General features: G+C 58.1%; 18 protein-coding genes, 1 tRNA gene and 1 pseudogene. 7 read left to right on the forward strand and 13 right to left on the reverse strand.

Features of this window, described 5'->3' with window-relative positions; genetic code table 11:
* Window positions 1-3: 3 nt before the first annotated feature.
* From pheT to BST95_RS15415, 11 genes and pseudogenes are all read right to left on the reverse strand, one after another.
* Window positions 4-2,379: a phenylalanine--tRNA ligase subunit beta gene (pheT, locus tag BST95_RS15365; protein WP_084200414.1), complete on the reverse strand. Its 2,376-nt coding sequence runs from the start codon at window positions 2,377-2,379 to the stop codon at window positions 4-6.
* Window positions 2,380-2,406: 27 nt separating this feature from the next.
* Window positions 2,407-3,420, reverse strand: a complete 1,014-nt coding sequence (gene pheS, locus BST95_RS15370; protein ID WP_084200415.1) for a phenylalanine--tRNA ligase subunit alpha — start codon at window positions 3,418-3,420, stop codon at window positions 2,407-2,409.
* A 208-nt stretch (window positions 3,421-3,628) separates the two neighbouring features.
* Window positions 3,629-3,985: a 50S ribosomal protein L20 gene (gene rplT / locus BST95_RS15375; protein WP_066048266.1), complete on the reverse strand. Its 357-nt coding sequence runs from the start codon at window positions 3,983-3,985 to the stop codon at window positions 3,629-3,631.
* Window positions 3,986-4,010: 25 nt separating this feature from the next.
* Window positions 4,011-4,205 carry a 50S ribosomal protein L35 gene (gene rpmI / locus BST95_RS15380; protein WP_066048269.1) on the reverse strand — a complete coding sequence of 65 codons (195 nt, stop codon included), beginning with the start codon at window positions 4,203-4,205 and terminating at the stop codon, window positions 4,011-4,013.
* 56 nt (window positions 4,206-4,261) lie between these two features.
* Window positions 4,262-4,852, reverse strand: coding sequence for a translation initiation factor IF-3 (gene infC / locus BST95_RS15385; RefSeq protein ID WP_205737288.1), 591 nt, complete (start codon window positions 4,850-4,852; stop codon window positions 4,262-4,264).
* A gap of 103 nt (window positions 4,853-4,955) precedes the next feature.
* A pseudogene (thrS, locus tag BST95_RS15390) lies at window positions 4,956-6,865 on the reverse strand (threonine--tRNA ligase).
* A gap of 315 nt (window positions 6,866-7,180) precedes the next feature.
* Window positions 7,181-8,464 carry an alpha/beta fold hydrolase gene (locus tag BST95_RS15395; RefSeq protein ID WP_084200416.1) on the reverse strand — a complete coding sequence of 428 codons (1,284 nt, stop codon included), beginning with the start codon at window positions 8,462-8,464 and terminating at the stop codon, window positions 7,181-7,183.
* A complete protein-coding gene (locus tag BST95_RS15400) occupies window positions 8,464-9,840 on the reverse strand; it encodes a wax ester/triacylglycerol synthase family O-acyltransferase (RefSeq protein ID WP_102106106.1) in 1,377 nt (458 codons plus the stop codon). The genes BST95_RS15395 and BST95_RS15400 overlap by 1 nt, the downstream gene beginning before the upstream one ends.
* Window positions 9,841-9,913: 73 nt before the next feature.
* Entirely contained in the window at window positions 9,914-10,501 is a 588-nt protein-coding gene (locus BST95_RS15405) for a class GN sortase (RefSeq protein ID WP_102106105.1), read from the reverse strand.
* A complete protein-coding gene (locus tag BST95_RS15410; protein WP_157114497.1) occupies window positions 10,494-10,919 on the reverse strand; it encodes a hypothetical protein in 426 nt (141 codons plus the stop codon). Before BST95_RS15410 ends, BST95_RS15405 begins: the two co-directional genes overlap by 8 nt.
* Window positions 10,874-12,685 carry a marine proteobacterial sortase target protein gene (locus BST95_RS15415; protein ID WP_084200419.1) on the reverse strand — a complete coding sequence of 604 codons (1,812 nt, stop codon included), beginning with the start codon at window positions 12,683-12,685 and terminating at the stop codon, window positions 10,874-10,876. The genes BST95_RS15410 and BST95_RS15415 overlap by 46 nt, the downstream gene beginning before the upstream one ends.
* Window positions 12,686-12,827: 142 nt before the next feature.
* Here BST95_RS15415 and pdsR point away from each other — a divergent pair, with 142 nt between their 5' ends.
* Together pdsR and BST95_RS15425 are read left to right on the forward strand one after the other, a co-directional pair.
* Window positions 12,828-13,517, forward strand: coding sequence for a proteobacterial dedicated sortase system response regulator (gene pdsR / locus BST95_RS15420; protein ID WP_084200420.1), 690 nt, complete (start codon window positions 12,828-12,830; stop codon window positions 13,515-13,517).
* Window positions 13,505-15,568, forward strand: coding sequence for an ATP-binding protein (locus BST95_RS15425; protein ID WP_084200421.1), 2,064 nt, complete (start codon window positions 13,505-13,507; stop codon window positions 15,566-15,568). Before pdsR ends, BST95_RS15425 begins: the two co-directional genes overlap by 13 nt.
* A 79-nt stretch (window positions 15,569-15,647) precedes the next feature.
* On the opposite strand, the gene BST95_RS15430 is transcribed toward BST95_RS15425, so the two are convergent.
* Window positions 15,648-17,204, reverse strand: coding sequence for an arylsulfatase (locus BST95_RS15430; protein WP_084200422.1), 1,557 nt, complete (start codon window positions 17,202-17,204; stop codon window positions 15,648-15,650).
* Window positions 17,205-17,390: 186 nt separating this feature from the next.
* Here BST95_RS15430 and BST95_RS15435 point away from each other — a divergent pair, with 186 nt between their 5' ends.
* Window positions 17,391-17,714 (forward strand): hypothetical protein, encoded by a 324-nt coding sequence (locus tag BST95_RS15435; protein WP_084200423.1) that lies wholly within the window; start codon window positions 17,391-17,393, stop codon window positions 17,712-17,714.
* Here the strand turns inward: BST95_RS15435 and uvrB are convergent.
* A complete protein-coding gene (gene uvrB / locus BST95_RS15440; protein ID WP_084200424.1) occupies window positions 17,711-19,735 on the reverse strand; it encodes an excinuclease ABC subunit UvrB in 2,025 nt (674 codons plus the stop codon). The two genes, BST95_RS15435 and uvrB, sit on opposite strands and share 4 nt — an antisense overlap.
* 163 nt (window positions 19,736-19,898) lie before the next feature.
* Between uvrB and BST95_RS15445 the strand changes: the two genes are divergently transcribed.
* The 4 genes from BST95_RS15445 to BST95_RS21020 all read left to right on the forward strand — a co-directional run bounded on the left by BST95_RS15445 (window position 19,899) and on the right by BST95_RS21020 (window position 25,314).
* Window positions 19,899-19,974 (forward strand) — tRNA-Asn (locus BST95_RS15445).
* Between the two features lie 338 nt (window positions 19,975-20,312).
* Window positions 20,313-22,580: a glycosyl hydrolase gene (locus tag BST95_RS15450; protein WP_157114498.1), complete on the forward strand. Its 2,268-nt coding sequence runs from the start codon at window positions 20,313-20,315 to the stop codon at window positions 22,578-22,580.
* Window positions 22,581-22,708: 128 nt separating this feature from the next.
* Window positions 22,709-25,033: a TonB-dependent receptor gene (locus BST95_RS15455; RefSeq protein WP_084200426.1), complete on the forward strand. Its 2,325-nt coding sequence runs from the start codon at window positions 22,709-22,711 to the stop codon at window positions 25,031-25,033.
* Complete coding sequence (locus BST95_RS21020) at window positions 25,000-25,314, forward strand: hypothetical protein (RefSeq protein WP_084200427.1); 315 nt, start codon at window positions 25,000-25,002, stop codon at window positions 25,312-25,314. Before BST95_RS15455 ends, BST95_RS21020 begins: the two co-directional genes overlap by 34 nt.
* Window positions 25,315-25,564: the final 250 nt, after the last annotated feature.

A 25,564-nucleotide genomic window follows, 5' to 3' on the forward strand; every position in this document is an offset into this window, starting at 1 on the left:
TACCTAGTTCCTAAGCTCGGCCTTATAATTTTTTTCCAGCGAATCAACCACTTGCTCTACCGCTAGATTCACGTCCTGGTCACTAAGAGTGCGCGAAGAATCCCGGAATGTCAAACCTAAAGCAAGACTTTTTCGTTTAGGATCAATGCCTTTGCCCTCATACACATCAAAGAGGGTTAAGTCTGTGAGGTAAGTGCCCGCTGACGCTCGAACATTTGCCAGGATGTCACAGGCTGGCACTTCCTTGTCCACCAGCACCGCCAGATCGCGGCGAACCTCGGGGAATTTGGACAGCTCGGTAAAGGCCGGGAGCTTCGACTCAAGCACCGCCGACAGGGTGATTTCGGCTACGTAGACGCTGCCGCTCACCCCCAGCTCCTTAGCCACGGATGGGTGCAGGGCACCGAGGAAACCAATGGCTTCGCCGCCGCGGCTGATCAGCGCTGTCTGGCCGGGGTGCAGCGCATCGCGCTGACCGGGAGCAAACGCGAAGGTGTTGGCGGCACGGGTCAGTGCCAGCAGGCCCTCGATATCCCCTTTGAGGTCGAAGAAGTCGACCGGGCGAGCCTTCTCGGCCCAACCCTCTTCCAGTTGATCGCCCGTGATCACTATGGCCAGGGTGGGCACCTGTACCAGGCCCTCGCTCCCGGGCAGGAAGCGCAGGCCAGTCTCGAACAGACGCACGCGGGGCTGTTGGCGCTTGGTATTGCGCGTCAACGCGGTCAGCAAACCAGGCAACAGACTGGTGCGCATCACCGCCATATCCGCCGAGATCGGGTTGGTCAAGGCCACAGGGTCCAGTGTGGGATCAAACAGCTGCTGTAACTTGGGATCGACAAAGCTGTAGGTAATCGCTTCCTGGTAGCCCGCCGCTGCCAGGTGCTGGCGCAGGCCACGAATACCGAGCTCAGTCTCCGTCTTTTCCGGCAAGATAAGATCGGCTTTGATGTGGCTGACCGGCAGGCGGTTGTAGCCGTACACGCGCGCCAGCTCTTCGAGCAGGTCGGCTTCAATGGCGATATCGAAACGCCAGCTGGGTACAGTGCAAGTCCAGCCATCTGCTGTCGTGGTAACGCCCAGCCCCAAGCCGGACAGAATCCGCTCGACCTCGGCACTGTCCATCTCAAAGCCCAGTACTTTCTTGATTCGGGCAGCGCGCAGGCTGACATCGGGACGCGTTGGCAGATGTTCCTCTCTAACGGCCTCACACAGCGGCCCAGCATCGCCGCCGACAATATCCAGCAGCAGTTGCGTGGCACGCTCCATAGCCGTGGCCTGCAACTTGAAATCAACCCCGCGCTCAAAGCGGTGCGAGGCGTCGGTGTGAAGGCCGTAATTGCGAGCCTTGCCCGCCATCAGCTCAGGCGTGAAGAAGGCCACTTCCAGGAACAGGTCGGTGGTGGCGTCTGACACGGCTGTGGCCTGGCCGCCCATAATTCCCGCCATGGCAACGGCTTTGTCGTGGTCGGCAATCACCAGGGTATCGTCGTTCAACTCAACAGTCTGGCCGTCGAGCAGCTCTAGCTCCTCGCCCTGCTCTGCCAGGCGCACGCGAATGCCGCCCGACAATTTGCTGTAGTCGAAGGCGTGCATGGGCTGGCCGAGTTCCATCATGACGTAGTTGGTCACATCCACCACCGCATCGATTGAGCGTAGACCCACCCGGCGCAGTTTCTCCTGCATCCACAGTGGGCTGGGTTTGCTCACGTCGATGCCGCGAATCACCCGGCTCACAAAGCGGGCGCAACGCTCAGGCGCCACCAGTTCTACCGGGAAGCTCTCCTGGTGACTGGCCGCTACGGCATTAATCTCGGGGGCGTTGACCGGCACATCGTTGAGCAGGCCCACTTCACGGGCAATGCCCGCCACGCCAAGGCAGTCGGCACGATTGGGGGTCAGGCCAATCTCGATCACCTGGTCGTCCAGACCGAGGTACTCGCGAATGTCGGTACCTACCGGCGCGTCCGCAGCGAGTTCCATCAGGCCATCGCTCTCGTCCGACAGGCCCAGTTCCTGCTCGGCGCAGAGCATCCCAAAGGATTCCACACCACGCAGCTTGGCTTTTTTGATCTTGAAGTTACCGGGCAAAACACCGCCGACCGCAGCCAGGGGCGCTTTCAGGCCGGCGCGTGCATTCGGTGCACCACACACGATCTGTACTGTTTCACCTCCGGCATTCACTTCACACACACGCAGCTTGTCTGCGTCAGGGTGTTGCTCCGCAGAGATAATTTCCGCGACGACTACGCCGGAAAAGTCACCGGCCACGGGGTCGATCGCGTCTACTTCCAGGCCCGCCATGGTAATTTGGTGGGCGAGGTCTTCGGTATTGATGGCAGGGCTGACCCATTCGCGCAGCCACTGTTCACTGATAATCACTTTTCACTTACTCCAGAATACGGTGGCTTAGAACTGCTCGAGGAATCGCAGATCGTTGTCGAAGAACAGGCGCAAATCGTTCACGCCATAGCGCAGCATGGCCAGGCGTTCCACGCCCATGCCGAAGGCGAAGCCGGAATACTTTTCCGGATCGATGTTGGAGTACTCCAGTACTTTCGGATGCACCATGCCGCAGCCCAGCACTTCCAGCCAGCCAGTATGGCTGCACACACGACAGCCTTCGCCGCCGCAGTTCACACACTGAATATCCACTTCCGCAGAGGGTTCAGTGAACGGGAAGAATGAGGGGCGGAAGCGCACTTCCAGGTCTTTTTCGAAGAACACCTGCAGGAAGCGCTCGATAATGCCCTTGAGGTCGGCGAAGCTGGACTGCTCATCGATCAGCAGGCCTTCCACCTGGTGAAACATGGGCGAGTGAGTCAGGTCCGAGTCACAGCGATAAACGCGGCCCGGACAGATAATTTTCAGTGGCGGCTGCTGGGACTCCATCACCCGCACCTGCACCGGAGAGGTGTGCGTGCGCAATACCGTGTGCTCATCCACATAGAAGGTGTCGTGCATGGCCCGCGCCGGGTGGTGAGCGGGAATATTGAGCGCCTCAAAGTTGTGGTAGTCGTCTTCTACCTCAGGACCCTCGACGACCTCGAAACCAATAGCAGCGAAAAACTCTTCCATGCGCTCCATAGTGCGGGTTACCGGGTGAATGCCGCCCGTGGTCTGGCCGCGACCCGGCAGGGTCACATCGATAGTTTCGGCAGCCAATTGCGCTTCGACCGCCGCAGCTTCCATCGCGGTTTTGCGCGCGCCGATCAGGTCCTGTAGCTCCTGCTTGACGACGTTGATCTGGGCGCCAGCAGCGGGACGTTCTTCCGCCGACAGTTTGCCCAGGCCTTTCAGTAGGCCGGTGATCTGGCCTTTCTTACCCAGGTAATCTACACGCAGTTGTTCCAGCGCGGCGCCGTCGTTGGCTGCTTCGATTGCGGCTTTGGCTTCGGCGGCCAAGGCTTCGAGGTTTTCCATTTTTTGGTCTCGATTTCATCTCAGGCCGTCATCCCCGCGCAGGCGGGGATCCAGTGAAGCCCGAGGCATATTCCCATCCTTTCTGGATCCCCGCCTGCGCGGGGATGACGGAATTAAAATAAAAAAGGGAAAGAGCGAGGCCCTTTCCCTTTTGGTTTTACAGTGTAGCCAGCGAATCCGCAGTCAACATCACTGCGGCGGGGTGGGCTTAGGCCAGTTGGGCCTTCGCTTGCTCCACGATCGCTGCAAAAGCCGGCTTGTCATGCACAGCCAGGTCCGCCAGTACGCGACGGTCCAGGGCAATGTCAGCCTTTTTCAGGCCATTGATCAGACGGCTGTAGCTCAGGCCATTGGCGCGAGACTGGGCGTTGATGCGAGTGATCCACAGCGCGCGGAACTGACGCTTGCGCTGACGGCGGTCACGGTATGCATACTGGCCAGCCTTGGTAACGGCTTGCTTGGCAACACGGAAGACACGGCTGCGGGCACCATAGTAACCCTTGGCCTGCTTCAGGATTTTCTTGTGACGGCGATGAGCCACCACACCACGTTTTACTCGAGGCATTAGTCTACTCCTTTCCTATAACCGGTTACTTGGTCTTCAGCATACGATCGATCAGAACCTCATCATTCTTGTGAATCATGGAGGTTCCACGCAGCTGACGCTTCCGCTTGGTGGTCATTTTGGTCAGGATGTGACTCTTGTGTGCGCTTTTGCGCTTGTAGCCGCCAGCAGTCTTCTTGAACCGCTTGGCTGCACCACTGTGAACTTTTGCTTTGGGCATATCAAATACTCCGCATTTGCAAGTTAAACACTGAGAAACTGGGGCGTCACAAGCCGTCAGTTCTTCTTCTTGGGGGCAATAACCATAGTGAGCTGTCGGCCTTCCATTTTCGGGAATTGCTCGACACCACCCAACTCGGCCAGATCAGCTTCTACTCGCTTGAGTAGCTCCATGCCAATTTCCTGGTGAGCCATTTCACGCCCGCGAAAACGCAGGGTGACTTTGGCCTTATCGCCGTTTTCTAGGAAACGTGTCAGGTTGCGTAGTTTTACCTGATAATCTCCTTCTTCCGTCCCTGGACGAAACTTCATTTCCTTGATTTGAGTCCGCTTGGCCTTTTTCTTTTGGGCCGCTTTCTGCTTCTTCGCTTCAAAGATGTGCTTCCCGTAGTCCATCACCTTACAGACTGCGGGATCGGAATCAGCGATCAATACGAGATCCATACTGGCAGCTTCCGCCGCCGCCTTGGCTTCAGACAGGGACACAATGCCCACCTGCTCGCCATCGGCACCAATGAGTCGGACCGGGTCCGACGTGATCTGGTCGTTGGTCAGCGCCTTTTTGGCGGCGCCTTTGCTATCTCTCTTAATGCTGATTCTCCACTGTAAATTGCAACAAATAACCCATGGAAACCACCCACACGTCATTCGGACGCGCGATTGTATAGAGGTTGAGCAGCTTTCTCAACCCCAAATCTGGCCCGAACCCTTTGTTTTACAAGGGTTCTCAAGGGGCCTATTTGGCCACGTGTTAGCTGTGTGCAGCCACCTCAGCCGATATTCGCGCCACAAAATCGTCAACACTGATCGAACCGAGGTCTTCACCGTGGCGAGTACGGACCGCGACAGCGCCCTCCTCCATCTCCTTGCCACCCACAACCAGCAGGTATGGCACCCGCTGCATGGTGTGTTCGCGGATCTTGAAGCCAATCTTTTCGTTGCGCAGGTCCGCAGACACTCGCAGCCCCTGGGTCTGCAGTTTGGCGACCACTTCCTCGGCATAGGGCGCGTGCTTGTCGGTGATATTAAGTACCACCGCCTGCTCCGGCGCCAGCCAGACCGGGAAATTACCCTCGTAGTGCTCGATCAGAATACCGATAAAGCGCTCAAAGGAGCCGAGAATCGCGCGGTGCAGCATTACCGGCACCTTGCGAGAGCCATCTTCAGCCACATACTGGGCGTCGAGACGGCCCGGCATGGAGAAGTCCACCTGAATGGTGCCCAGCTGCCACACCCGACCAATGCAGTCCTTGAGTGAGAACTCGATCTTGGGCCCGTAGAAGGCGCCCTCGCCGGGCAGCTCTTCCCAGGGCAGGTCATGTGCATTCAGCGCGTCGGCCAGGGCCTTTTCGGCGCGGTCCCAGTCCTCATCGGTACCCACCCGCTTTTCCGGGCGGGTCGAGAGGCGGTAGATTACATCGTCGAAGCCGAAGTCCTTGTAGACCTCGTGCAGAAAGTCGATGAAGGTCGACACCTCGGGCTGGATCTGCTCCTCGGTACAGAAGATGTGGGCGTCGTCCTGGGTGAAACCGCGCACACGCATGATGCCGTGCAGCGAACCCGAGGGTTCATTGCGGTGACAGGAGCCGAATTCCGCCAGGCGCAGCGGCAGATCGCGGTAGGACTTTAGGCCCTGGTTGAACACCTGCACGTGGCAGGGGCAGTTCATGGGCTTGACCGCGAAGTCGCGCTCTTCCGACTTGAGCATGAACATGTCGTCGCCGAACTTGTCAGCGTGACCTGACTTTTCCCACAGGGTCAAATCGACCAGCTGCGGCGTCTTGATCTCCTGGTAGCCGTGGCGACGCTGCTGCTCGCGCATGTAGTCCTCTACCGTCTGGTACACACTCCAACCGGCGGGATGCCAGAACACCATGCCCGGGCTTCTTCCTGGGTGTGGAACAAGTTGAGCTTCTTGCCGATCTTACGGTGGTCGCGCTTTTCCGCTTCCTGCAGCATTTGCAGGTACTTTTTCAGGGACTTCTTGTCGCCAAAGGCCACACCGTAGATACGCTGCAGCATCTTGTTGTCGTGATCACCGCGCCAGTAGGCACCGGATACGCGCATCAGTTTGAAGTGCTGACAGTGGCGCATGTTGGGCACGTGGGGGCCGCGGCACATGTCCACGTATTCTTCGTGATGATACAGGCCGGGCTGGTCGTCCTTGGCGATATCCTGGTCGAGAATCTCCATCTTGTAATTCTCGCCACGGGCCTGGAAAGTGTCGTAGGCGGTCTGCCAATCGACTTTCTTTTTCACGACCTCATATTCCGTGGCAGCAAGCTCACGCATGCGCGCTTCCAGCGTTTCGATATCGGCATCGGTCAGGCGATGTTCGAGATCGATATCGTAGTAAAAACCGTTTTCAATGGTGGGGCCGATCGCCATCTTGGCATCCGGCCAGAGCTGCTTCACAGCGTGGCCGATAAGGTGGGCACAGCTGTGGCGAATGATTTCCAGACCGTCTTCGTCACGGGCGGTGAACAGAGCGAGTTCTGCGTCTTCGGTGATCAGGTCAACGGTGTCGCGACGCTCGCCATTCACACGGCCACCCAGGGTCGCTTTGGCGAGACCGGGGCCGATGTCTTCGGCGACTTGCATAACAGTGACGGGCGCATCAAACGCGCGCTGGGAACCATCGGGGAGAGTAATAACAGGCATGAGCTTTCCTTGTGTCAGTGGTGACCCCTACTAAAGGCCACATGTCATCACCAGCGACAGATATCGCCAGCATTCAATGGGTATGGCTGGTTTTTGGCGACCATTCGAGTAACCCCTTACACTGGAATTCGCTCGGTGAACGGCCGCCTGCCCCCCAACCGGGGGACGCGCATTATCAGGTAATGGCTGTGGAATTGAAAGGGGCAGAATTACCGCGACAGCAACTGCGCTGGCGGCGCCTTCATGGGCTCCGAAATCCGTTATCTAACGCACTCGATGCCACATGAAGGCTATCCAAACAGGACGGCCTTGGGACTACCGTAGCTTTGGTTTCACCTTGGTTCTGGTCTTAGCTTTGGCCTTAGCTTTCGCGCGGGCCTTTGGCTTGGCGGCAACTTTTCGAGTCGCGACCTTGCGTTTCTTCTTCACGGGCTTGGCTTCAGAACGCGGCGTCAGCCAGTCGGCGGATTCTTTCCACACGGCGTTGGGGGCCTTGCTGCCAATAATCACCCCCATGTGGCCGCCAGGGGCGACGCGGAATTCGCGCTCTTCTGACGCGACCACATCGACAATAGCGCCGGCCACATCAGGGTGCACCAACGCATCCGTTTCACCAGCAAATGCCAGCAAATTGCAGCGGATCTCGTCGATATCGGCCACCGTATCGCCAATGTAAACCTTGCCATTGGCCATCTGGTTTTCGTTGACGCTGCCCACCATGTCCCTGACCACACCACCCGGATACCGCAGCATGTGATTGAGGTAATCCGAGGTGGTGGAGTGCGATTCAACAAACTCTCGATCTGACAGCCGGGTCATGAGATCCCAGTAGGTGGCTACGCTGCCCACCGGGTCTGTCATCTTGAAGGCAATCGTGGTGGCCCAGTCAGGCAGCGACAGGCGCGCCGGGTCTAGGGTATTCAGGCGCAGGTTGGTGTAGTTACTCACCAGTTGGGCAGGGCCATCCAGCGCCTGGGCCGCACCGGCCACCATGCCGACCACACCCTTGCCACTTTCCAGATCAATCGGGCTGGCCACAGTAATCATGTTGCGGATATTGGGATCCTGATTAAGCCCCTGGTACATGAGGCAGAACAGGCCGCCCATACACCAACCCATTAACGACAGTTCCTGGATGCCAGAATGGCGCCGGATTTTGTCCAGCGCGGTACCCATCATGTCGTCGCAATAATCGAGCATGCCCAGGTGGGCGTGTTCCTTTCTGGGCTTACCCCAGTCAACCAGGTACACCTTGAAGCCGCGTGCCACCATGTAACGGACGAGGCTGCGCTGGGGCATCAGATCAAAGGTTTCGGTCGTCACGCCCAGGGGTGGAATCAACACCAGCGGCAGCGCGTGCTGCTGTCGCTCAATCGGCAGACGGGTCCCATCGACCAGTTCAATTTCGTCATCATCCGGCAGTTCGTAGTAACGCACCGACATCAGGTCGCCATCGTGCACCAGTTCAAACCAGGTGCGTCCGGACTTGATCAGGGTATCGCGCTTGAACAGCCAGTCGACGCTATTGGCCGTGGACGAGGCCATGCGGTGATTCAGTTCCAGGCCCTTTTGAATCAGGGTATTGGCCAGTTTATTCATCAGGCGACCTCCCCGCTCGCAACCAGTTCTTCAAGATCCTGCAAGGCCTTACCCACATATACGGCCATGCGCTGCAAATGCGGCAGGGTATCGCGGGCACCGGTAAATCCGATATTGAAATGACCGTTATAACTGACACAGTCAACGCTGAGGGCACTGTGCTGCATCAGCTGCGCCATCGGGTATACCGCTTCCAGACGCGCGCCATTGAAGTACAGCGGCTTTTCAGCGCCCGGCGTATTGGAGACGGCCAGGTTGTACAGCGGCGGAATGAATCGGCCGAGAGCGCCCACCTGGCTCGCATACAGCGGCGCAGCGCGCAGCATCACATATGAGGTGACGGCATCTTCCGGCAGCGAGGCGCGATCCTGACGCACCTCCTGCATAGACGTTTTCACTGACTCCAGGCGCGCCAGCGGATCACCGAGATGAGTCCCGAGGGAGACTCGCAGGCCGGCGATGGCATTGCCCGCCAGATGCTGGCCGCGTTCCTGCAGAGACACCGGCATCATACCCACCAGCGACTCGTCCGGCAGCGCGTTGTACTCCTTGAAAAAGCGGCGCAGCGAACTCCCCATTAGGTAGGTGAGCATTTCATTAACCGTGCTGTCCGTGGCCTCGGCCAGAGCCTCGATACGGCCTTGCTCAATCTGCTGGGTGGCGAAACGGCGCTGGGCATTAATGCGTCGGTTCAGGGTGGAGCGAGGCGTTCCCCGGGGAAACAGGAAACTGTTGCGCTCGGCTGGCTGTAAGGCGCCCCGAGCCATTTCCACCGCGGCGCGCCCCAGCGCGCCAGCAGACTCAATCGCCTCTTCCACGCCGCTGCCGGCAAACTCTTCGATCAGGTCACCGCCGGCACCCGAGGCAGATAGCGGCGTGGTCCAGATCGGCAGAACATTGCGAGCCCGCGCATTGCTCGCCAGGGTCGAAAGCAGCGCTGGCACGCCGTTTACTGCCTCCACGAGGGTGTGATGGATCTTGATGTAGAACGCAAAGCGATGGTTCTCTAAACCTTCCACCAGGTGGAATTCCCACAGTGGCCTGGAACGGTCCAGCGAATTGCTATGCAGGCGCGACACCATGCGTCCCAGTTCCCGCTCACCACCGGGGTCAGGCAGGGCTGAGCGACGAAAATGGTAGTCGAGCTCAAATTCATCGTCTTCGACAAGCTGTCGATTCAGGCTGCCACTGACGCGACAATTCCAGGGGGCCACAGCTTTGGCTTCACGCAATTGCGCGGCCAGATCGGCCGTGTAATTTACCCCGGCCTTGGCAGGCTTGCGAAAAATCGCCAATACGCCAACGTGCATGGGGGTATCAGGGGTCTCCATCATCATCCACACGGAGTCCAGCGGCTTCAGCTTGTAAGCAGACATAACATTGTGCTCGGGCACCAGAAAGACGGCGCATTATAGCAGCGCCCGTAACCACAGCCACGGGCAAATATCACTACAAATGCATACGCGCCACAGGTTCGGCGGTAACGACATAGCGAAGCGGCCCATTGCTGTCGAGCGCATCAAAGGGATAGCAGGTGACCAACAGCAAGCGTGTTTCATTGACACCTGTCTGCAGGGCATGACGGCGGGTATCGACAACCTCCGTGGCGACCACTCGATAGTGCACCCCGCGACCATCCGCAAGTTGCAGCAGTACAGGCGTGCCCGGAGTGACCTGCTCAAGAAAGCCGAAGTGGGTGTCCCGATGCCCGCCGATCACACTCTCACCGGACCCACCCAGCGGCGCAGAACCCGCGCTATGACCCGGACCAAACGCCAGCACGTTACCGCTATCACCGGCGAGCACCATGCGCGAGATACGCATTGAGGGTACCCGCAGTTCGGCCACCGGCCAGGTATCTGCCCATGGCCAGGGTCGCACCGCCGCACCGCCACGAGCCGCACTTTCGGCGAAGGCGCGCTCCATAAGCAGTGGCGCCAGCCAGGCCTTGGCATGAATCAGCCCTGCCCCACCCAACTGTTGTAGGGCCACCAGCAGCAGCAATGGCCACAGCGCTCGCCACAGCAGATCAGGCATCGGCACCCTCCCCGCGGACAGCCCGCACCAGCAGCGCCACAAACATCAGCAGAGCGCCAAACCAGAGCTTCGCCGGGCCAGTAGTCGCCCCGCGCGGGTAGGCATAAGTTTGCGCGGCCGCGGAAGGCTGGCTCGTCTGCCCCTGGGGCCGCGAGTTGGGTACCGGATGGCTGCGCAGCGGCGACTCAGCGGGCCGGGAAATAGGCTGCTCCACCGCCAGAAAGCTGGTGTAGGGGCTTAGCAACTGGTGCGCAAGCGCCAGGGGCAGCACCGCGGCGCGAATGGTGTCGGGGTCGGCGCCACGTACCTTGTCGTCCAGCAAGCCCTCAATTTTGCGCCGGGCCCACAGGGAGGCGACACCCTCATGCTGCGCTATCTGTTGTGGATCTGCCCCCCAAAACCCAGTTGTCGCTGCCATGCCTGCCCGGCAATGGTACCGCTGACAATGACGTCATCAGCAGGCAGTTGTGTACCGAAGTTCACTGCAATCAGCAGCGGCTCGCCGCGATACAGATCAGGTAGCCGCTGGGGCCACATATCGGCGCCCTCGGGTAAACTGACCGCAAGATCCACCGCTACCGGGCTGGACAGCTCACGAAACAAGGCGGTCATTTTCTCACTGACCTGCCCGACATCACCGACGAAGGTAAATGTGCCGCGACCAAACTCTGCGGCCTTGCGCATAAACCAGCTATTGGGTGCAGCACCAATACCCACCGTAAACAGGCGACTGGGACCCAGCAGATGCTGAATCTCTGCAAATAATGCCTCCTCATTCCCCACTGCCCCGTCGGTAATAAACACTACCTGCCGCAGACTGGCATGCGGCGTGAACTCGTCCGGCTCCCCGATTGGCTGCAGCGCAGCGCGCAGCGCTGGCAACATTTCCGTACCGCCATTAGCGTCCAGGTGGCGCACAAACTCCTGCGCCTGCTGCAGGTGGTGACGGCTGGCCGGCACGGCACGCGGGTACAAACTGCGATAATCACTGCTGAACGCGATAATGTTGAAGGTGTCTTCAGGCCGCAGCATACGCAGGGCTTCGTGCAGGCTCTCGCGGGCCTGACGAATCGACACACCGCCCATGGAGCCGGAAGTATCTACCACGAAGATCATCTCTCTGGGCGTGGCAGGAGACACACGCTCCAGGGCCGGCGGCACGACCATCAGCAAACCAAAATACTGGCCGTCCACCTGCTCGGTAAATAGCGCGGCGGCAGGTTTACTGCCGGTCGCGGGACGCCACTCAAGGACATAGTCTCGATCCATTTCAGCCTTCCCTGTGGCCAGCGTGATCGTGTAAACGCCACCACTGCGGCTCAGGGCCACGTCGTGGTACAGCGACTCCACCCCCGCCAGTGGGACACCGGGATCCAGACGCACATCGATGACCACCGGATTGTGGGGCGCGCCGTCAGCGCCGGGCTGCGGGTGCTGCACAGGCGTTATGTCTGCCGCATCCGGCACCTGTGATGTGGCCCTCGCCCAGCCATGGGCAGGCAACACCGTCATTGGCGTGTCATCGTCAAGCGCAGGCTCAGTCAGCGCCCCACCGGGGATGTAGCGCGCCGTGATCGTCGTGGGCAGACGCAGCGCAAACACACCGTCGCGGTAGGCTATCGGCTGTACATACTCCAGCGTAACCTCGATCTCCTCGCCAGGGCCGATATTGGCCACCCGGTTAGTAAACAAATTGGGGCGCTGTTGCTCCACCAACGATGCTTTCCTGCCACTTTCGCGAGCCTTTTTGTAAGCTTTTTGCGCCTCCTTGCGCTCGCGGATCTCGCCGATAATCCGACGTTCGCCAATACGCATTTCCATGGCCCGCACCGCCGCGTCATCGGGCAGTGGAAAGGCATAAACTCCCTTTCGCCATTGATCGGAGGGGTTACTGAAGACCTGCTTTAGCGTGACCACAGCGATCATCCCGGAGGCATCAACAGACATGCTGCTGCCGTGCAGCACGGCGGGTTGGTACCCAGGGGCATCGCCCTGCAAGTACAGCTGGCCGGTTTCGGCATCATTAAGCGTGCTCTCGGCCCGCACCGTTGTGCTGACCAGTAACAATAGCGAAATACCCGCCAGTAGCAGCACCGGCAGGCAACGGAAACACAACCACAGCAAGGGTCCGCCAAAGTCGAACATCTCGCGCTGTAAGGTTTGGGGTAAACGTTCGGTTTTCATAACAGGTCTCCAGATCAGGGAACCTGTATTGAAAATCGCCACCGTGGCAAAACCACGATTGAAGCGTGGCGATGCAGCGATGAATTATGATGAATTGTGGCAGCCGCTTGAGCTGGCACCGAATATTTGAAACCATCGCGAAATGCCACAACAGATTGCCATTGTCGAAGACGAGCCGGCCATTGCCGCCAACTACCGCGACCACCTGGAACGCGAGGGTTTCGCCGTCCAGCTTTACGCCGATCGCCAGCAGGCGGCGAGCGCCTTTGCCCTGGCATTGCCGGATCTGGCGATTATTGATGTGGGCCTGGGCGACGAAATGGAAGGTGGTTTCGAGCTTTGCCGGGAATTGCGGGTGCGCTCTGCAGAGTTGCCGATTGTATTCCTAACGGCGCGCGATTCGGAACTCGACATTATCTCGGGCCTGCGCCTGGGGGCGGATGAGTATCTCACCAAGGACATCAGCCAAGCGCAGTTAATGGCGCGCATCCATGCACTGCTGCGACGGGTTCGCGCGCTGGCCAGCCCGGAAAAGAAAGATGATGTAATCCGTCAAGGTAAGCTTGAACTCAACCGTGAACGGATGACGGTTCGCTGGAACCACCAGCCGGTAGAGCTTACCGTGACAGAGTTCTGGATGGTCTACGCCCTGGCTCGCCACCCGGGCCATGTGAAATCGCGGCAGCAGTTAATGAATAGCGCCGATGTGGTTCTCGACGACAATACCATTACCTCGCACATCAAGCGGATTCGGCGCAAATTTCAGACCGTCGATGACACGTTCCAGAACATCGAAACCGCCTACGGTGTGGGCTACCGATGGAAAGGCTGACATTCAGCCTGCGCCGGCAACTGATTGTTGTCGCCCTGCTATTGCTCACACTGCCCTGGGCGGGCTGCCAGTTCGTCCGCGAGATGGAAGGCGCATTGCGCCATGGTCAGGCCCAGACGCTACAGGCCACCGCCCAGGCCGTGGCCGCGGTGGTGGGGGCAGACACCCAGATTATCTACCCCTATCCCGATCGACTCAGCGCGCCTGCTGAAGAGCGCCCCAGCGTTCACGCTCATCCCGCGACGCTGCCCATCGCCATCGATGGTTATGCCGAGGGCTGGGAAGGAACACCGGCACTGACACTGCAGAGTCAGAACACTGAGCTGGCACTTTCCATCAAGGCCCTGACCCGCGACGACCGGCTACTGTTATTGGTACAAGTCAAAGACAACGAGGTGGTGTACCACAACCCAGGCCTCTCTCCAGAACCCAATGGCGATCGGCTGGTGATTCGCACCTGGCAGGCCGACCGGCGCCAGGACTATGTGATTGCCACAGCTGCCCCGGGCAGTGTGCGTGCCCGCGCCGCGAGTCGTCGCACCCGCGGCATGGACCCCGGCAAAATTCGCGGCTACTGGCAGGATGCCGTCGATGGTTACACGATCGAAGTGGAGATGCCGATGGCCATGACCGGTGGCCGCCTGGGGCTGTATATCAATGACGTGGGCCACGGCGAAGGGCGCAACGTTGTCACCCTGGGCAACATCCGGCCCCTGCGCGCAAGCTCACCACCCTGGCTGATTTACACCAGCGATAACCTGCAGGCCGCCCTCTCCCTGTTCGACAAACAACAGGTCAATATTCAAGTAGTGGACCGTGACGGTTGGCAGCTGGCCAGCGCCGGCGCCATCAGCCATCGCGCCGACGGCAATACGTTCTGGTTAGTACGGCTGCTGTATCGCAGCATTCTCGCCGAGGAAACCTTGCCGGTGCCGCCACAAAGCGAGACGCCGGGCAAGGCCGCACCAGCGGTGATTGAGGAGGCCCTGGCAGGCACCGCCGAGAACCTGCGCTTTCGCGATCCGCGAAATGCCAACCGCAACCTTTTACTGGCGACCGCCCCAGTGGAAGGTGCCGAGCAGCCGATAGGCGCCGTCATCGTCAGCCAGAGTGGCGAGCAATACCTTTCGCTTACCGACCAGGCTTTTAGCCGGCTACTGGGCTATAGCCTACTGGCACTGGGCACCGGCGTGCTGGGTTTGCTGGGCTATGCCAGTGTGTTGTCATTCCGCATTGGCCGGCTCAATCGCGCCGCACACAGTGTGATCGCCAACGACGGTTCTATCCAGGGCGTGTTTCCCCGCAGTCGCGCACAGGACGAAATCGGCGAATTATCACGTGCCTATGCAGACCTGCTGGCCAAACTGCGCGAGTACAATGACTACCTGCGCACCCTCAGCCGCAAGCTTGCCCACGAGCTACGCACCCCCATTGCCGTGATTCAGTCGTCACTGGAAAACCTGGAGCACACCGACGCCTCACCGCAGCAGCACCAGACTTACCAGTTGCGCGCGAGAGAAGGGCTGGACCGACTCAAAGCCATTCTAACGGCCATGAGCGAAGCCAATCGCCTGGAAGAAAGCGTGCGCAGCAATCCGCGTCGGGACCTCGATCTGGTGCCGTTCCTGCTGGAGATCAGCGCGGCCTACGCTGACGTACATAGCGGGCATACGGTGCGCTTCGAGACCGGCAGCGAGCAGGCAAACGTCTGTGCCGCACCCGAACTACTCGCCCAGGCGCTGGATAAACTTCTCGACAATGCCGCCTCATTTGCGCCACTGCAGACACCGATTGTGATTCGCCTGGAGGCAGCCGATGACCACTGGCGGATAGCGATAAGCAACGAAGGTCCGCCGCTGCCGAACGAACTGCGCGATCGGCTGTTCGAACCCATGGTGTCATTGCGCAAAGGCGACGCCGGTGAAGTGCATCTGGGCCTGGGCCTGCACGTGGTGAGACTGATTGCGGAATATCATGAAGGCCGCGTTTTCGCGGACAACGTGGCCGGCGGTGTACGGTTTACGCTCTCACTGCCCGGCGATGGCGGCTAAGCCTGGTGAGCGGCAATCGCTGACACTGGACCAAGAAAAGGGGCCTCAGAAGAGGCCCTTGATCAATTACCGTTGTCCGTCACTGCGGACCGCCGGGATCAGTCAGTTTGTCCATCACCTCATCAAGCGAGAAGCTCGCCGCTTTCTGGCGCGGCGGGTACTGCTTGAATGTCTCCAGGAACTGCCCTACGTAAGCCTGTGCGGGCACAAGTAAATAAGCGCGGTCCAGCAGCCAGTCGTAATAGGTATTGGAGGTGAGCGGCGCGCGTTCGTACGGATCGCGGCGCAGATTGAAGATCAGGGGCACACGCAGAGGCACGAAGGGGTCCATCCACACCCGGAAACCACCCTGGGTTTTCTGCTCCATGAATACCAGTTTCCAGTCGCGATAGCGCATAGCGGTCAGGTCACCGTCATCAGAGAAGTAAAAGATCTCGTTACGCGGTGTATCGGTGGCTTCACCGGTGAGGAATGGCAGGAAGTTGTAGCCATCCAAGTGCACCTTGTAGCGCCGACCAATCGCTCGGTGGCCTTTGAGCAATTTGTCTTTTACGTCTGCTTCACCGGCTGCGGCCAGGAACGTGGGCAGCCAGTCCATGTGGTGCATGATCTCATTGGACACGGAGCCAGCCTCAATCTTGCCAGGCCAGCGCACCATGGCCGGCACTCGCCAGCCGCCTTCCCAGTTGGTGTTTTTCTCACCGCGGAACGGCGTCGTGGCAGCGTCGGGCCAGGTGTTCATATGAGGCCCGTTGTCAGTGGAATAAAAGATGATGGTGTTTTCCGCGATATTCAGCTCTTCCAGTTTCTCCAGAAACAGGCCGATGTGGGCATCATGCTCCAACATGCCGCAGGTGTAAGGATCGCGACCACGACGTGGATACGTCTCCTGACACCACTTCAGCTTGTCATCAGAGACATGGGTGCGGAAATGCATGCGCGTGCCGCTCCACCAGACGAAGAACGGCTTGTCGACTTTGACGGCCTTCTCAATAAACTTGAGAGCTTCCGCCACAGTGTCGTCGTCGACAATTTCCATGCGCTTTTTGGTGAGTGCGCCGGTGTCTTCGATCTTGCCATCGGCGAAAGAGCGAATCACACCTCGCGGGCCAAACTGCTCGCGGAAGCTAGGGTCATCCGGATAGTCGTAGTTTTCGGGCTCTTCTTCTGCATTGAGGTGATACAGGTTGCCGTAGAACTCGTCGAAACCATGGTTGGTGGGCAGGTGTTCGTCTTTGTCCCCAAGGTGATTTTTGCCAAATTGCCCCGTCATATAACCGTGGTTTTTGAGCAGACCGGCAATGGTGGGATCTTCTTCCCGCATGCCCAGGTCTGCACCCGGCAATCCGACCTTACTCAGACCGGTGCGGAAAACCGACTGTCCCATGATGAAAGATGAGCGACCAGCGGTACAGCTCTGCTCACCGTAGTAGTCAGTAAAAATCATGCCTTCCTTGGCGATGCGGTCAATGTTGGGCGTAGTGTAGCCCATCATCCCCTTGGTATAGGCAGAGATATTGGACTGGCCAACATCATCACCCCATACGACGAGGATGTTGGGCCTGTCAGCCGCCTGGGCACCCAGCGCAATGCACGCGAAGGCTCCAGCCACTAACAACTTGGTGTATTTCAGCATTGATAACTCCTTGGAATGTCTTGCGGAAAGTTGCTTTCCTGTCTGAATATAGACCACGCAACCTGATCCGCAATGCGCGCTTTCCCATTACATGGCGTTGACGGCCATGATCCTGTCGCCGGCTGCCATGTGCGCCATCCTGCCGCCTCCTTAGGATGATTCTTATGACCACAGGAGGATCAGAATATGGCTATTGTTGCTATTCCCAAACGCCCCCGCCCGCACCAGCCTGAGGCCCAGGTGCCAGCCAATGATTCGCGTAAGCGGGAGTTGATAGAGATGCTCGCTCGCGGCGACTTTCATGGCGCAGAGTCCATTCGCCAAGAAATGTGCGCCGCTAAGGAAAAAGTGGTCAACAAGCACGAGGCCGCCGCCACACCCGCGAATAACGAGCTGAGTGTCGTCAGCTGGCGCAACGATGAGGGCGAGCTGGAAACCCTGGAAATGACTGCCACGCCAGAAGCGCAAGCCTACTTCGAAAGCGTGATGGCCAAGGAGGCCGCCAACTAGGCCTCCAAGAGGAAGGCCTGCTGCTTGATCTCGGCGACCTGGTCGCGCAGCGCAGCGGCCTCCTCGAACTCCAGATTCTTGGCATGCTCCTGCATCTGGTCTTCCAGTTGCTTGAGTTTGCGCGACAGGGCCGCCGGTGACAGGCTGGCGATCTCGGCCCCAAAGGCGAGCTTGGGCTCCGCCACCTTCTTGGCCTTTGCCTTGCCCTTGGTGGGCATGCGCCGGGCACCTTCCATGATGTCTTGAACCGATTTTTCCACGCCCCTCGGGGTAATGCCATGCTCAGCATTGTGGGCGAGCTGTTTCTGCCGGCGACGCTCCGTTTCGGCCATGGCCCGTTCCATGGAGCCGGTAATGTTGTCGGCATACAGAATTGCGCGACCATTGAGGTTTCGCGCCGCCCGGCCAATGGTCTGGATAAGCGAGCGATCCGATCGCAGGAAGCCCTCCTTGTCGGCATCCAGAATAGCCACCAGCGACACCTCAGGCATATCCAGACCTTCCCGCAACAGATTGATGCCCACCAGCACGTCGAATTCACCCAGGCGTAGATCGCGAATAATCTCGACCCGCTCCACGGTATCGATATCGGAGTGCAGGTAGCGCACGCGCACGCTGTGGTCGCTCAAGTACTCGGTGAGGTCCTCCGCCATGCGCTTGGTCAGGGTGGTCACCAACACACGCTCGCCCCGCTCCACAGTTGTCCGGATTTCGCCGAGCAAATCATCGACCTGGGTGGTCGCAGGTCGCACTTCGAGCCCGGGATCAAGCAGCCCGGTGGGTCTTACCACCTGCTCCACCACCCGTCCGGCATGTTCGTCTTCATACTTGCCGGGCGTGGCCGAGACGAAGATTGCCTGGGGCACCAAGCGCTCCCACTCCTCAAAACGCAGCGGCCGGTTATCCAGGGCAGATGGCAGCCGGAAACCGTATTCCACCAGGGTTTCCTTACGCGACCGGTCACCTTTATACATGGCGCCGATCTGGGGAATGGTGACGTGGGATTCGTCGACAATCACCAGCGCATTATCGGGCAGGTATTCAAACAGCGTCGGCGGCGGCTCACCGGCGGCACGGCCAGACAGATAGCGGGAATAGTTTTCCACCCCCTGGCAGTAACCCAGTTCACGAATCATCTCGAGGTCGTACTTGGTCCGCTGGGCCAGACGCTGGGCCTCAACAAGTTTGTCGAGATCCTTGAGTTGATCGAGCCGCACTTCCAGTTCTGCCTCGATCTGATCTACCGCGCGCAGCATGACATCGCGCTCGGTAACATAGTGGCTTTTCGGGAAAATTGTAATCCGGGGTATCTTGGCCTCGACAGCTCCGGTTAAGGGGTCGAACAGGTAGATGTTCTCGATTTCCTCGTCAAACAGCTCGATACGCACTGCTTCTCGCTCGGAGTCTGCCGGGAAGATATCGATGACATCGCCGCGCACCCGGTAGGTGGCACGGGAGAAATCCACGTCGTTGCGGGTGTACTGCAGCTCCGCCAGGTGCCGGAGAATCTTGCGCTGGTCAATAATCTCCCCGCGGGACAGGTGCATACGCATCTTGTAGTAGGACTCTGGATCACCCAGGCCATAGATCGCCGATACCGTGGCCACCACCAGACAGTCATCGCGCTCCATCAACGCCTTGGTGGCGGATAGCCGCATCTGCTCGATGTGGTCGTTCACCGAGGCGTCTTTCTCAATAAAGGTATCCGAAGACGGCACATAGGCCTCAGGCTGGTAGTAGTCGTAGTAGGAGACAAAGTATTCCACCGCGTTATTGGGGAAGAACTCCTTGAATTCGCCGTAGAGCTGGGCCGCCAGTGTCTTATTGTGCGCCATGACAATGGTGGGCCGCTGCAGCTTTTCCACCACCTGGGCCATGGTGAAGGTCTTACCGGATCCGGTCACCCCCAACAGGGTCTGGGAAGCCAGCCCCGCCTGCACCCCTTCCACCAACTGACGAATCGCCTCCGGCTGGTCGCCAGCGGGCTCGAACTTGGACTCTACCTTGAAGGGACGCGACATCGTGGACAGCTCTTGCGATCAAAAAATAGCCGTTAATTATCATCCACATAGGACGGAATTGCAGCCTGTTTTCGACCCTCGAAAAGAATCTGAAATAATTCGATTCGGGGTGTTGACCATCCCCCCTCCATCATTAATATACGCGGCCTCTGACGAGATCAATTCCGCCTTAGCTCAGTTGGTAGAGCAAATGACTGTTAATCATTGGGTCGCTGGTTCGAGCCCAGCAGGCGGAGCCAAATTCTGAAAAAGCCCTGAAGCATTGCTTCGGGGCTTTTTTTTACCCGTCAGATCACTGCTGCGACTACAAATCAATCAACGAACCGGGAAGCCCCCATCTAGCCAGCGAACACGCTCCACATTGCCGGGTCAATAGTCATTTGCATGCATGCATTGTTCGATGCACTATGTTGGCTGGGTCCAACAATAATAACAGGTGCATATTGAACCCCCTCCCCTGAAGAAACTGCTTCTGGCAGCCTCAGCCTTGGTCGGGAGCGTCCTTGTCGCTGGCGCGATCCTGCTAGTAACCTTCGGCTATTCCAAGCCACCCGAAAGATGGTGGTATCCCTTTATTGTGTCGGTATTTTCTGATTACTACACCACGGGCCCTTTCGCGATGACCACCAATGCGCGAGAAGACAGCCCCGCATGGGATGCGATGCCGGCCCTGAATCTCACCCAGGCGCGCATGACGTATGCCATGAGCCGGGGTGAGGCCGATATCGAAATCGCCTGGTTGTTCAATCACGGTGAATGGGTAGATAGCCCAAGCCCTATAGGAGGTTCTCCCAACCCCAATGGCGCCGAGACAGCGCTTAGCAAAACACTAACCGCAGCGGGCTATGACTATGACCGTATCAGCCGCGAGGACCTCACCACTGCCACAGGCCAGAATGGCCTGCTACAGGTCGGCCAAGCGCAGTATCGCGCGTTGCTCATCGACAATGTGAGCGCGGCCAACCCCCTCATGCTGGCAAACGTGATCGCGCTTGCGCGTCAAGGCATACCCGTTGTCTGGCTTGGGGACTTGCCGAGACGCGCTATTGGCTGGTCCGACCACGTGCGACGTGATCAGTTGGTCAGCGAGCAGCGCGCACAGCTTACACAAGAGGTGCAACAGGCATCCGCGAGTGAGGTGGTCGATACATTGCATGCAGCAGGGGTCCTGCCACGCCTGCGTGTAGTGGGCGATGCACCCGCGACGATCCGCAGTCAACGCCGCCGGTTCGCGGCCGGCGAGTTAATCCTATTGTTTAACGAACACAACAGCGGCTACCAACAGACCGTAATACCGGACACGCCATTTGAGCGCGCATTTCTGCTCGATCCTGAAACCGGCGACGCGACTGAAATAACCAGCGGACCGAAAGGCGAGTTGTCGCTATCAGTGCCAGCCAGGCGGAGCAGGCTGCTCATGCTACAAGTGACACAAGCACGGACAGCCAGCACCGAAGAGGAGGTCAATCAATTTGATTGGCGCCTTTGGAAAAGCCCACCCGAGTCAATGTACCCCTCTATTCGCTGGTGGTGGCCGGGCAATGCGGTGGAAGCGGCACAACTGCGCACTGAACTGAGGAGCATGCACGCAGCGGCGTTCCGCGCAGTGGAACTACAGACGTTAACGATCGGGATGACCGAGCAGCATTTACAGGATCAGGAACAGCGTATCTATCAGGTGGGTAGCCCCGCCTACTTCGACAATATCAAAACGGTTATGTCTCTTGCCAAGGAACTGGGTATGAGCATAGATATCACGTTGGGCAGCGGCTGGTCCAGTGGCGGGCCATTTATTAAACGCTTTGCTGAAAAGCAATTATTACCAGCAAGTGTGGACGTGATCGGCCCAGCCATACATAGCGCTCCGCTGCCACCGGCAAGCGAACCGGGCTATGTTGGCCTGACCAACTTAGTGATCAAGAATACCATTGGCACCTTTGATGACGGAGCGGTTCTCCACGCCGTTGTGGCCGGCAAGCTCGACGACGCTACTGATCCACCCACGCTGACACAGCTGGTAGACCTGACTCAACACGTGGACGGCGGCAACTTGCGATGGCAAGTTCCCGCTGGCAAACATCGCATTTTCGCGCTGTACGAGAATAAGACAGCGCACAACGTGGCGGCTTCTGCTTACACCAACGGCCGTCTGGAATCGCCTGTAGTGGACCATCTGGACCCGGCGGGGGCTGCGGAGTATATCGATACACTGGCCAATCCCTGGCTGGATGCACTCGCACCCTATAAACCCCGCGCAGTGTTTATCGACAGCTTTGAGTTGATCGGTGAACTACCCTGGTCCTCGGTGTTCGCGTCCACATTCGAGAGCATGCACGACTATGACATCACCCCCTATCTGCCACTGGTCTTCAAGAGCCGCGGCGAGTCCAAGTACGTCAATGTGGTGATTCCCTCCGACTCGGCTTATCAGTCGACGGACGAGATGGCCGTGCGTATCAGGGAAGACTATGAGCTTACCCGTGAACATTTGTTTGAATCTGGATTTCTACGGCCAATAAAGGCCTGGAGCGAGCAGCGTGGCGTGCAATTACGGGTACAAGCGCACGGTGGTTACGGCGATTATCTTGACAGCTACAAGATTGCGGACGTTCCAGAATCTGAAGCCTTGTTTGCCTCTGGCAGCTACGATTTTCTCAAACTTGCCGCCTCGGCGGGCAATGTGGCCGGACGACGTTTTATTTCATCAGAGTCGTTTATCTCGCTCACTCTGGATTTCGATGCGCTGACACCGGACGACTACTACTTTCTTGCGGGACACGCGTTTTCGGCTGGGATTAACCGCACGGTTTATCACGGCTACGCTTACCACTATCTTTTGCCCTGATTTTGTCTACTTTCGAAGAAGGCTTAATTTCGCTGCTAATCGCCATGAAAACTTGCACGAACCCGCAAATTTGATCACTCTAAGACGGTGAACCTCTACTTATAACTATAAAATGTTGGGGAATACCTATGTACGCCAAGTTTCGTATGTTTAGCCACGTAGTCGCATCCAAGTCGGCCCTGGCAATCGCTATTGGAACAGCCGGCATGTCGCCCATAGTGGTGCACAGCCAAATGGTATTGGAAGAGGTGATTGTCACCGCGCGTAAGCGGGAAGAATCGCTACAGGAAACTCCCGTCGCCATATCAGCACTTTCCGGCGATGACCTCGAGGATCTGGGCCTTCGCGACATATCCAATCTGAGTGAAGTAGTACCCAACGTAGACTCTGGTGATGGCAATGGCACCAGCGGTGCAGGCAGTGTGTTTATCCGCGGTATTGGTGCGCGCAACACTGGGGTGAACTTTGACTCCGGCGTGGGCATTTATGTCGATGGGGTCTATGTTTCGCGTCCAGACGGCGCAGTGCTCGACAATGTCGATCTCCAGAGTATTCAGGTTTTGAGGGGGCCGCAGGGCACACTGTTTGGAAAGAACACAACGGGCGGCGCCATTCTATACACCACCAACAAACCGGTGGATATATTTGAAGGCAGCGCAGAGGTCCGCGTGGGCAATTACGACCGTCTCGATGGCAAGCTCACAGTTAACATACCTCTGGTGGGCGATACGCTAATGTCGCGCTTCTCACTGTACAGCACATCGCGCGACGGCCTGATGACTAACGACCTGAGCGGCGCGCCAGGGAATGATTCGCTCGATGGCGATGAATTTACAGACGTGAACCGACATGGCGGCCAGGCACAACTGCGCTGGATTGCGAGTGACGACCTGGTATTCGATCTGAACTACAACTATAACGCCAGCGACCAGAGTGCCAGGGGGCTAGACTGCGAGGTGGTGACGGGTATTGACGGCACGGGCTGGCAAGCTGCACTGCAAAACTCCACCATTGTTGAACCCGCCACGGGGCAATCAATCGCAGATTGGTGTCAGGCCAATGCCGATCTTGGGCCCGAAACGATACAGTCTGACTTACCCGGCCGCTACGAGTCCGAGGTGCAATCTCTGGCACTCACTGCAGATTGGTATATTAGCGACTCTTTGAGCTTTCGCAGCATTACGGCTTATCGCACCACCGAAGGTGGGGAAACCAATGATCTGGATGGCACGGGCATTCCACTGCTTCACAGGACCAATTTCGACTTTGCTGATGCAGAGCTCAGGGCCACAGATCAATTCTCCCAGGAATTTCAATTCACTGGCACGGCCTTTGACGACAAGTTGGACTACATTGTCGGTTTCTTCGGCTTCTGGGAAGAGACGGATGCAGGCACCGCGGTATCGCCTTCAGGACCATTCTTCGGCTCTCTCTACGATCTCCCGCCGTTTGTTACCGGTGAGGATTGCACCACAGGTAACTGTGCTTTTTACATTAACCAGACCACCACGCTGTACACCGAAAATACGTCCTATTCACTCTATAGCCAGGCGGACTGGAACTTCAATGACGACTGGCGCCTGACATTGGGCTTGCGCTACACCAGTGAGGAGCGGGAGCTACAGCGTATTTTCCAAACGCCGGACTTCTCCAATGATGTATCCACTGGCACGCCTCCGCTTGAAATCGCGGGAATCGGCGACATATTCAAAGGCGGGAATTTCTATTATTTCCCCGATGGGCCATCGTCTTTCAACCCACATCATGGCTTTGTGCCCTCCCTCACCGACCCGCTGGACCCTGGATCTGTCGACCCCCTGTATGACCAGACAATGAAAATCGATAACGATGACTGGACGCCCATGGTCAGCCTGCAACGCAACTTCGGCGAGACGGGATTCATGGAGTACGGCACTGCTTATATCACTGCGGCCAACGGCTTTTTGTCTGGCGGTGTTTCGGACACAACAGACGTGTTCACCGGTGAGATTTATGCCTATAAGCCGGAGAAAGTCTGGAACTATGAAATAGGTTTTAAAATGGACGCCTGGGACCGACGCCTGCGACTCAACACCGCGCTGTTCTATACGGATTACCAGGATCGCCAGCTGACCACCGTAACGGTTAACCCCACCACCGGCCGTATTGCCGGCTCTACGATTAACGCCGAGAAGTCCACCATCGCAGGCCTGGAAATCGAGTCTATTCTGCTGCCCATTCCCAACCTGCAGATCATCGCCAACGTCACCTTTAACAAGGGCGATATAGACAAGTATGAAGATGTGCGCATTGTGACTTCGGGCGCACTTGATAACCCCACTTGCGTGGCACCGGCCACCCCCCAGGCATCGATGTGTGCCTGGTTGATCGCTCTGACGAAGACCTGCCCCGCCTGCCAGAGCAAATCTACTACCTGGCATTGCAGTACAATTGGGAAACCTCTGTTGGTCTGATTACTCCGCTGCTTACATGGTCTTATCGCACGGAGGTTGAGAACTGTTTCGACCAGTCCAGCTGTGAGTCCGGCATTTACAGAGGCGATCAGGAATCATTGGGCGCCCGGCTCACTTGGACGTCGCCGGAAGAACAGTGGCGTATTACGGCCTACGGCACAAACCTCACCGACGAGCGCTATGTCATAGGCGGCGTACCGCTGGTGGATGTGCTGGAGACTGCTGGCAAGCAGTACAACCTGCCGCGCATGTATGGAATAGAAGCGGCCTTTACCTGGTAGCACTGTAACGCTCGGAAGAACTCCGGCGCATACTGCCGGACCAATGTTGCCGAGCCATGGACAACAGACCATCGACTGGGCCGCCATCAGCTATTCTTAACCGGACACATTCGTTCTCAGGGAGCGGCAATCAGGCGAATAATACAACTTGCTGTGGCCATGTTCGCACTGCAGCAATATCAGGCTCGACTCACTCGGCCTGCGTTATCTATCCAGCGGTATCCGACCACGGCAGCGCCACACTGCGGTG

It is taken from the genome of Halioglobus japonicus, assembly GCF_001983995.1.
Classification (GTDB): domain Bacteria; phylum Pseudomonadota; class Gammaproteobacteria; order Pseudomonadales; family Halieaceae; genus Halioglobus; species Halioglobus japonicus.

What these genes read in the sequence shown, in the direction of transcription:
- BST95_RS15430 (WP_084200422.1), bottom strand. Translation starts at nt 17,204, where the DNA reads ATGCTGAAATACACCAAGTTGTTAGTGGCTGGAGCCTTCGCGTGCATT.
- BST95_RS15415 (WP_084200419.1), bottom strand. Translation starts at nt 12,685, where the DNA reads ATGAAAACCGAACGTTTACCCCAAACCTTACAGCGCGAGATGTTCGAC.
- infC (WP_205737288.1), bottom strand. Translation starts at nt 4,852, where the DNA reads ATGACGTGTGGGTGGTTTCCATGGGTTATTTGTTGCAATTTACAGTGG.
- uvrB (WP_084200424.1), bottom strand. Translation starts at nt 19,735, where the DNA reads ATGTCGCGTCCCTTCAAGGTAGAGTCCAAGTTCGAGCCCGCTGGCGAC.
- BST95_RS15395 (WP_084200416.1), bottom strand. Translation starts at nt 8,464, where the DNA reads ATGAATAAACTGGCCAATACCCTGATTCAAAAGGGCCTGGAACTGAAT.
- BST95_RS15455 (WP_084200426.1), top strand. Translation starts at nt 22,709, where the DNA reads ATGTACGCCAAGTTTCGTATGTTTAGCCACGTAGTCGCATCCAAGTCG.
- pheS (WP_084200415.1), bottom strand. Translation starts at nt 3,420, where the DNA reads ATGGAAAACCTCGAAGCCTTGGCCGCCGAAGCCAAAGCCGCAATCGAA.
- BST95_RS15435 (WP_084200423.1), top strand. Translation starts at nt 17,391, where the DNA reads ATGGCTATTGTTGCTATTCCCAAACGCCCCCGCCCGCACCAGCCTGAG.
- BST95_RS15410 (WP_157114497.1), bottom strand. Translation starts at nt 10,919, where the DNA reads ATGGCAGCGACAACTGGGTTTTGGGGGGCAGATCCACAACAGATAGCG.
- BST95_RS15405 (WP_102106105.1), bottom strand. Translation starts at nt 10,501, where the DNA reads ATGCCTGATCTGCTGTGGCGAGCGCTGTGGCCATTGCTGCTGCTGGTG.
- BST95_RS15400 (WP_102106106.1), bottom strand. Translation starts at nt 9,840, where the DNA reads ATGTCTGCTTACAAGCTGAAGCCGCTGGACTCCGTGTGGATGATGATG.
- rpmI (WP_066048269.1), bottom strand. Translation starts at nt 4,205, where the DNA reads ATGCCCAAAGCAAAAGTTCACAGTGGTGCAGCCAAGCGGTTCAAGAAG.
- rplT (WP_066048266.1), bottom strand. Translation starts at nt 3,985, where the DNA reads ATGCCTCGAGTAAAACGTGGTGTGGTGGCTCATCGCCGTCACAAGAAA.
- BST95_RS15425 (WP_084200421.1), top strand. Translation starts at nt 13,505, where the DNA reads ATGGAAAGGCTGACATTCAGCCTGCGCCGGCAACTGATTGTTGTCGCC.
- pdsR (WP_084200420.1), top strand. Translation starts at nt 12,828, where the DNA reads ATGCCACAACAGATTGCCATTGTCGAAGACGAGCCGGCCATTGCCGCC.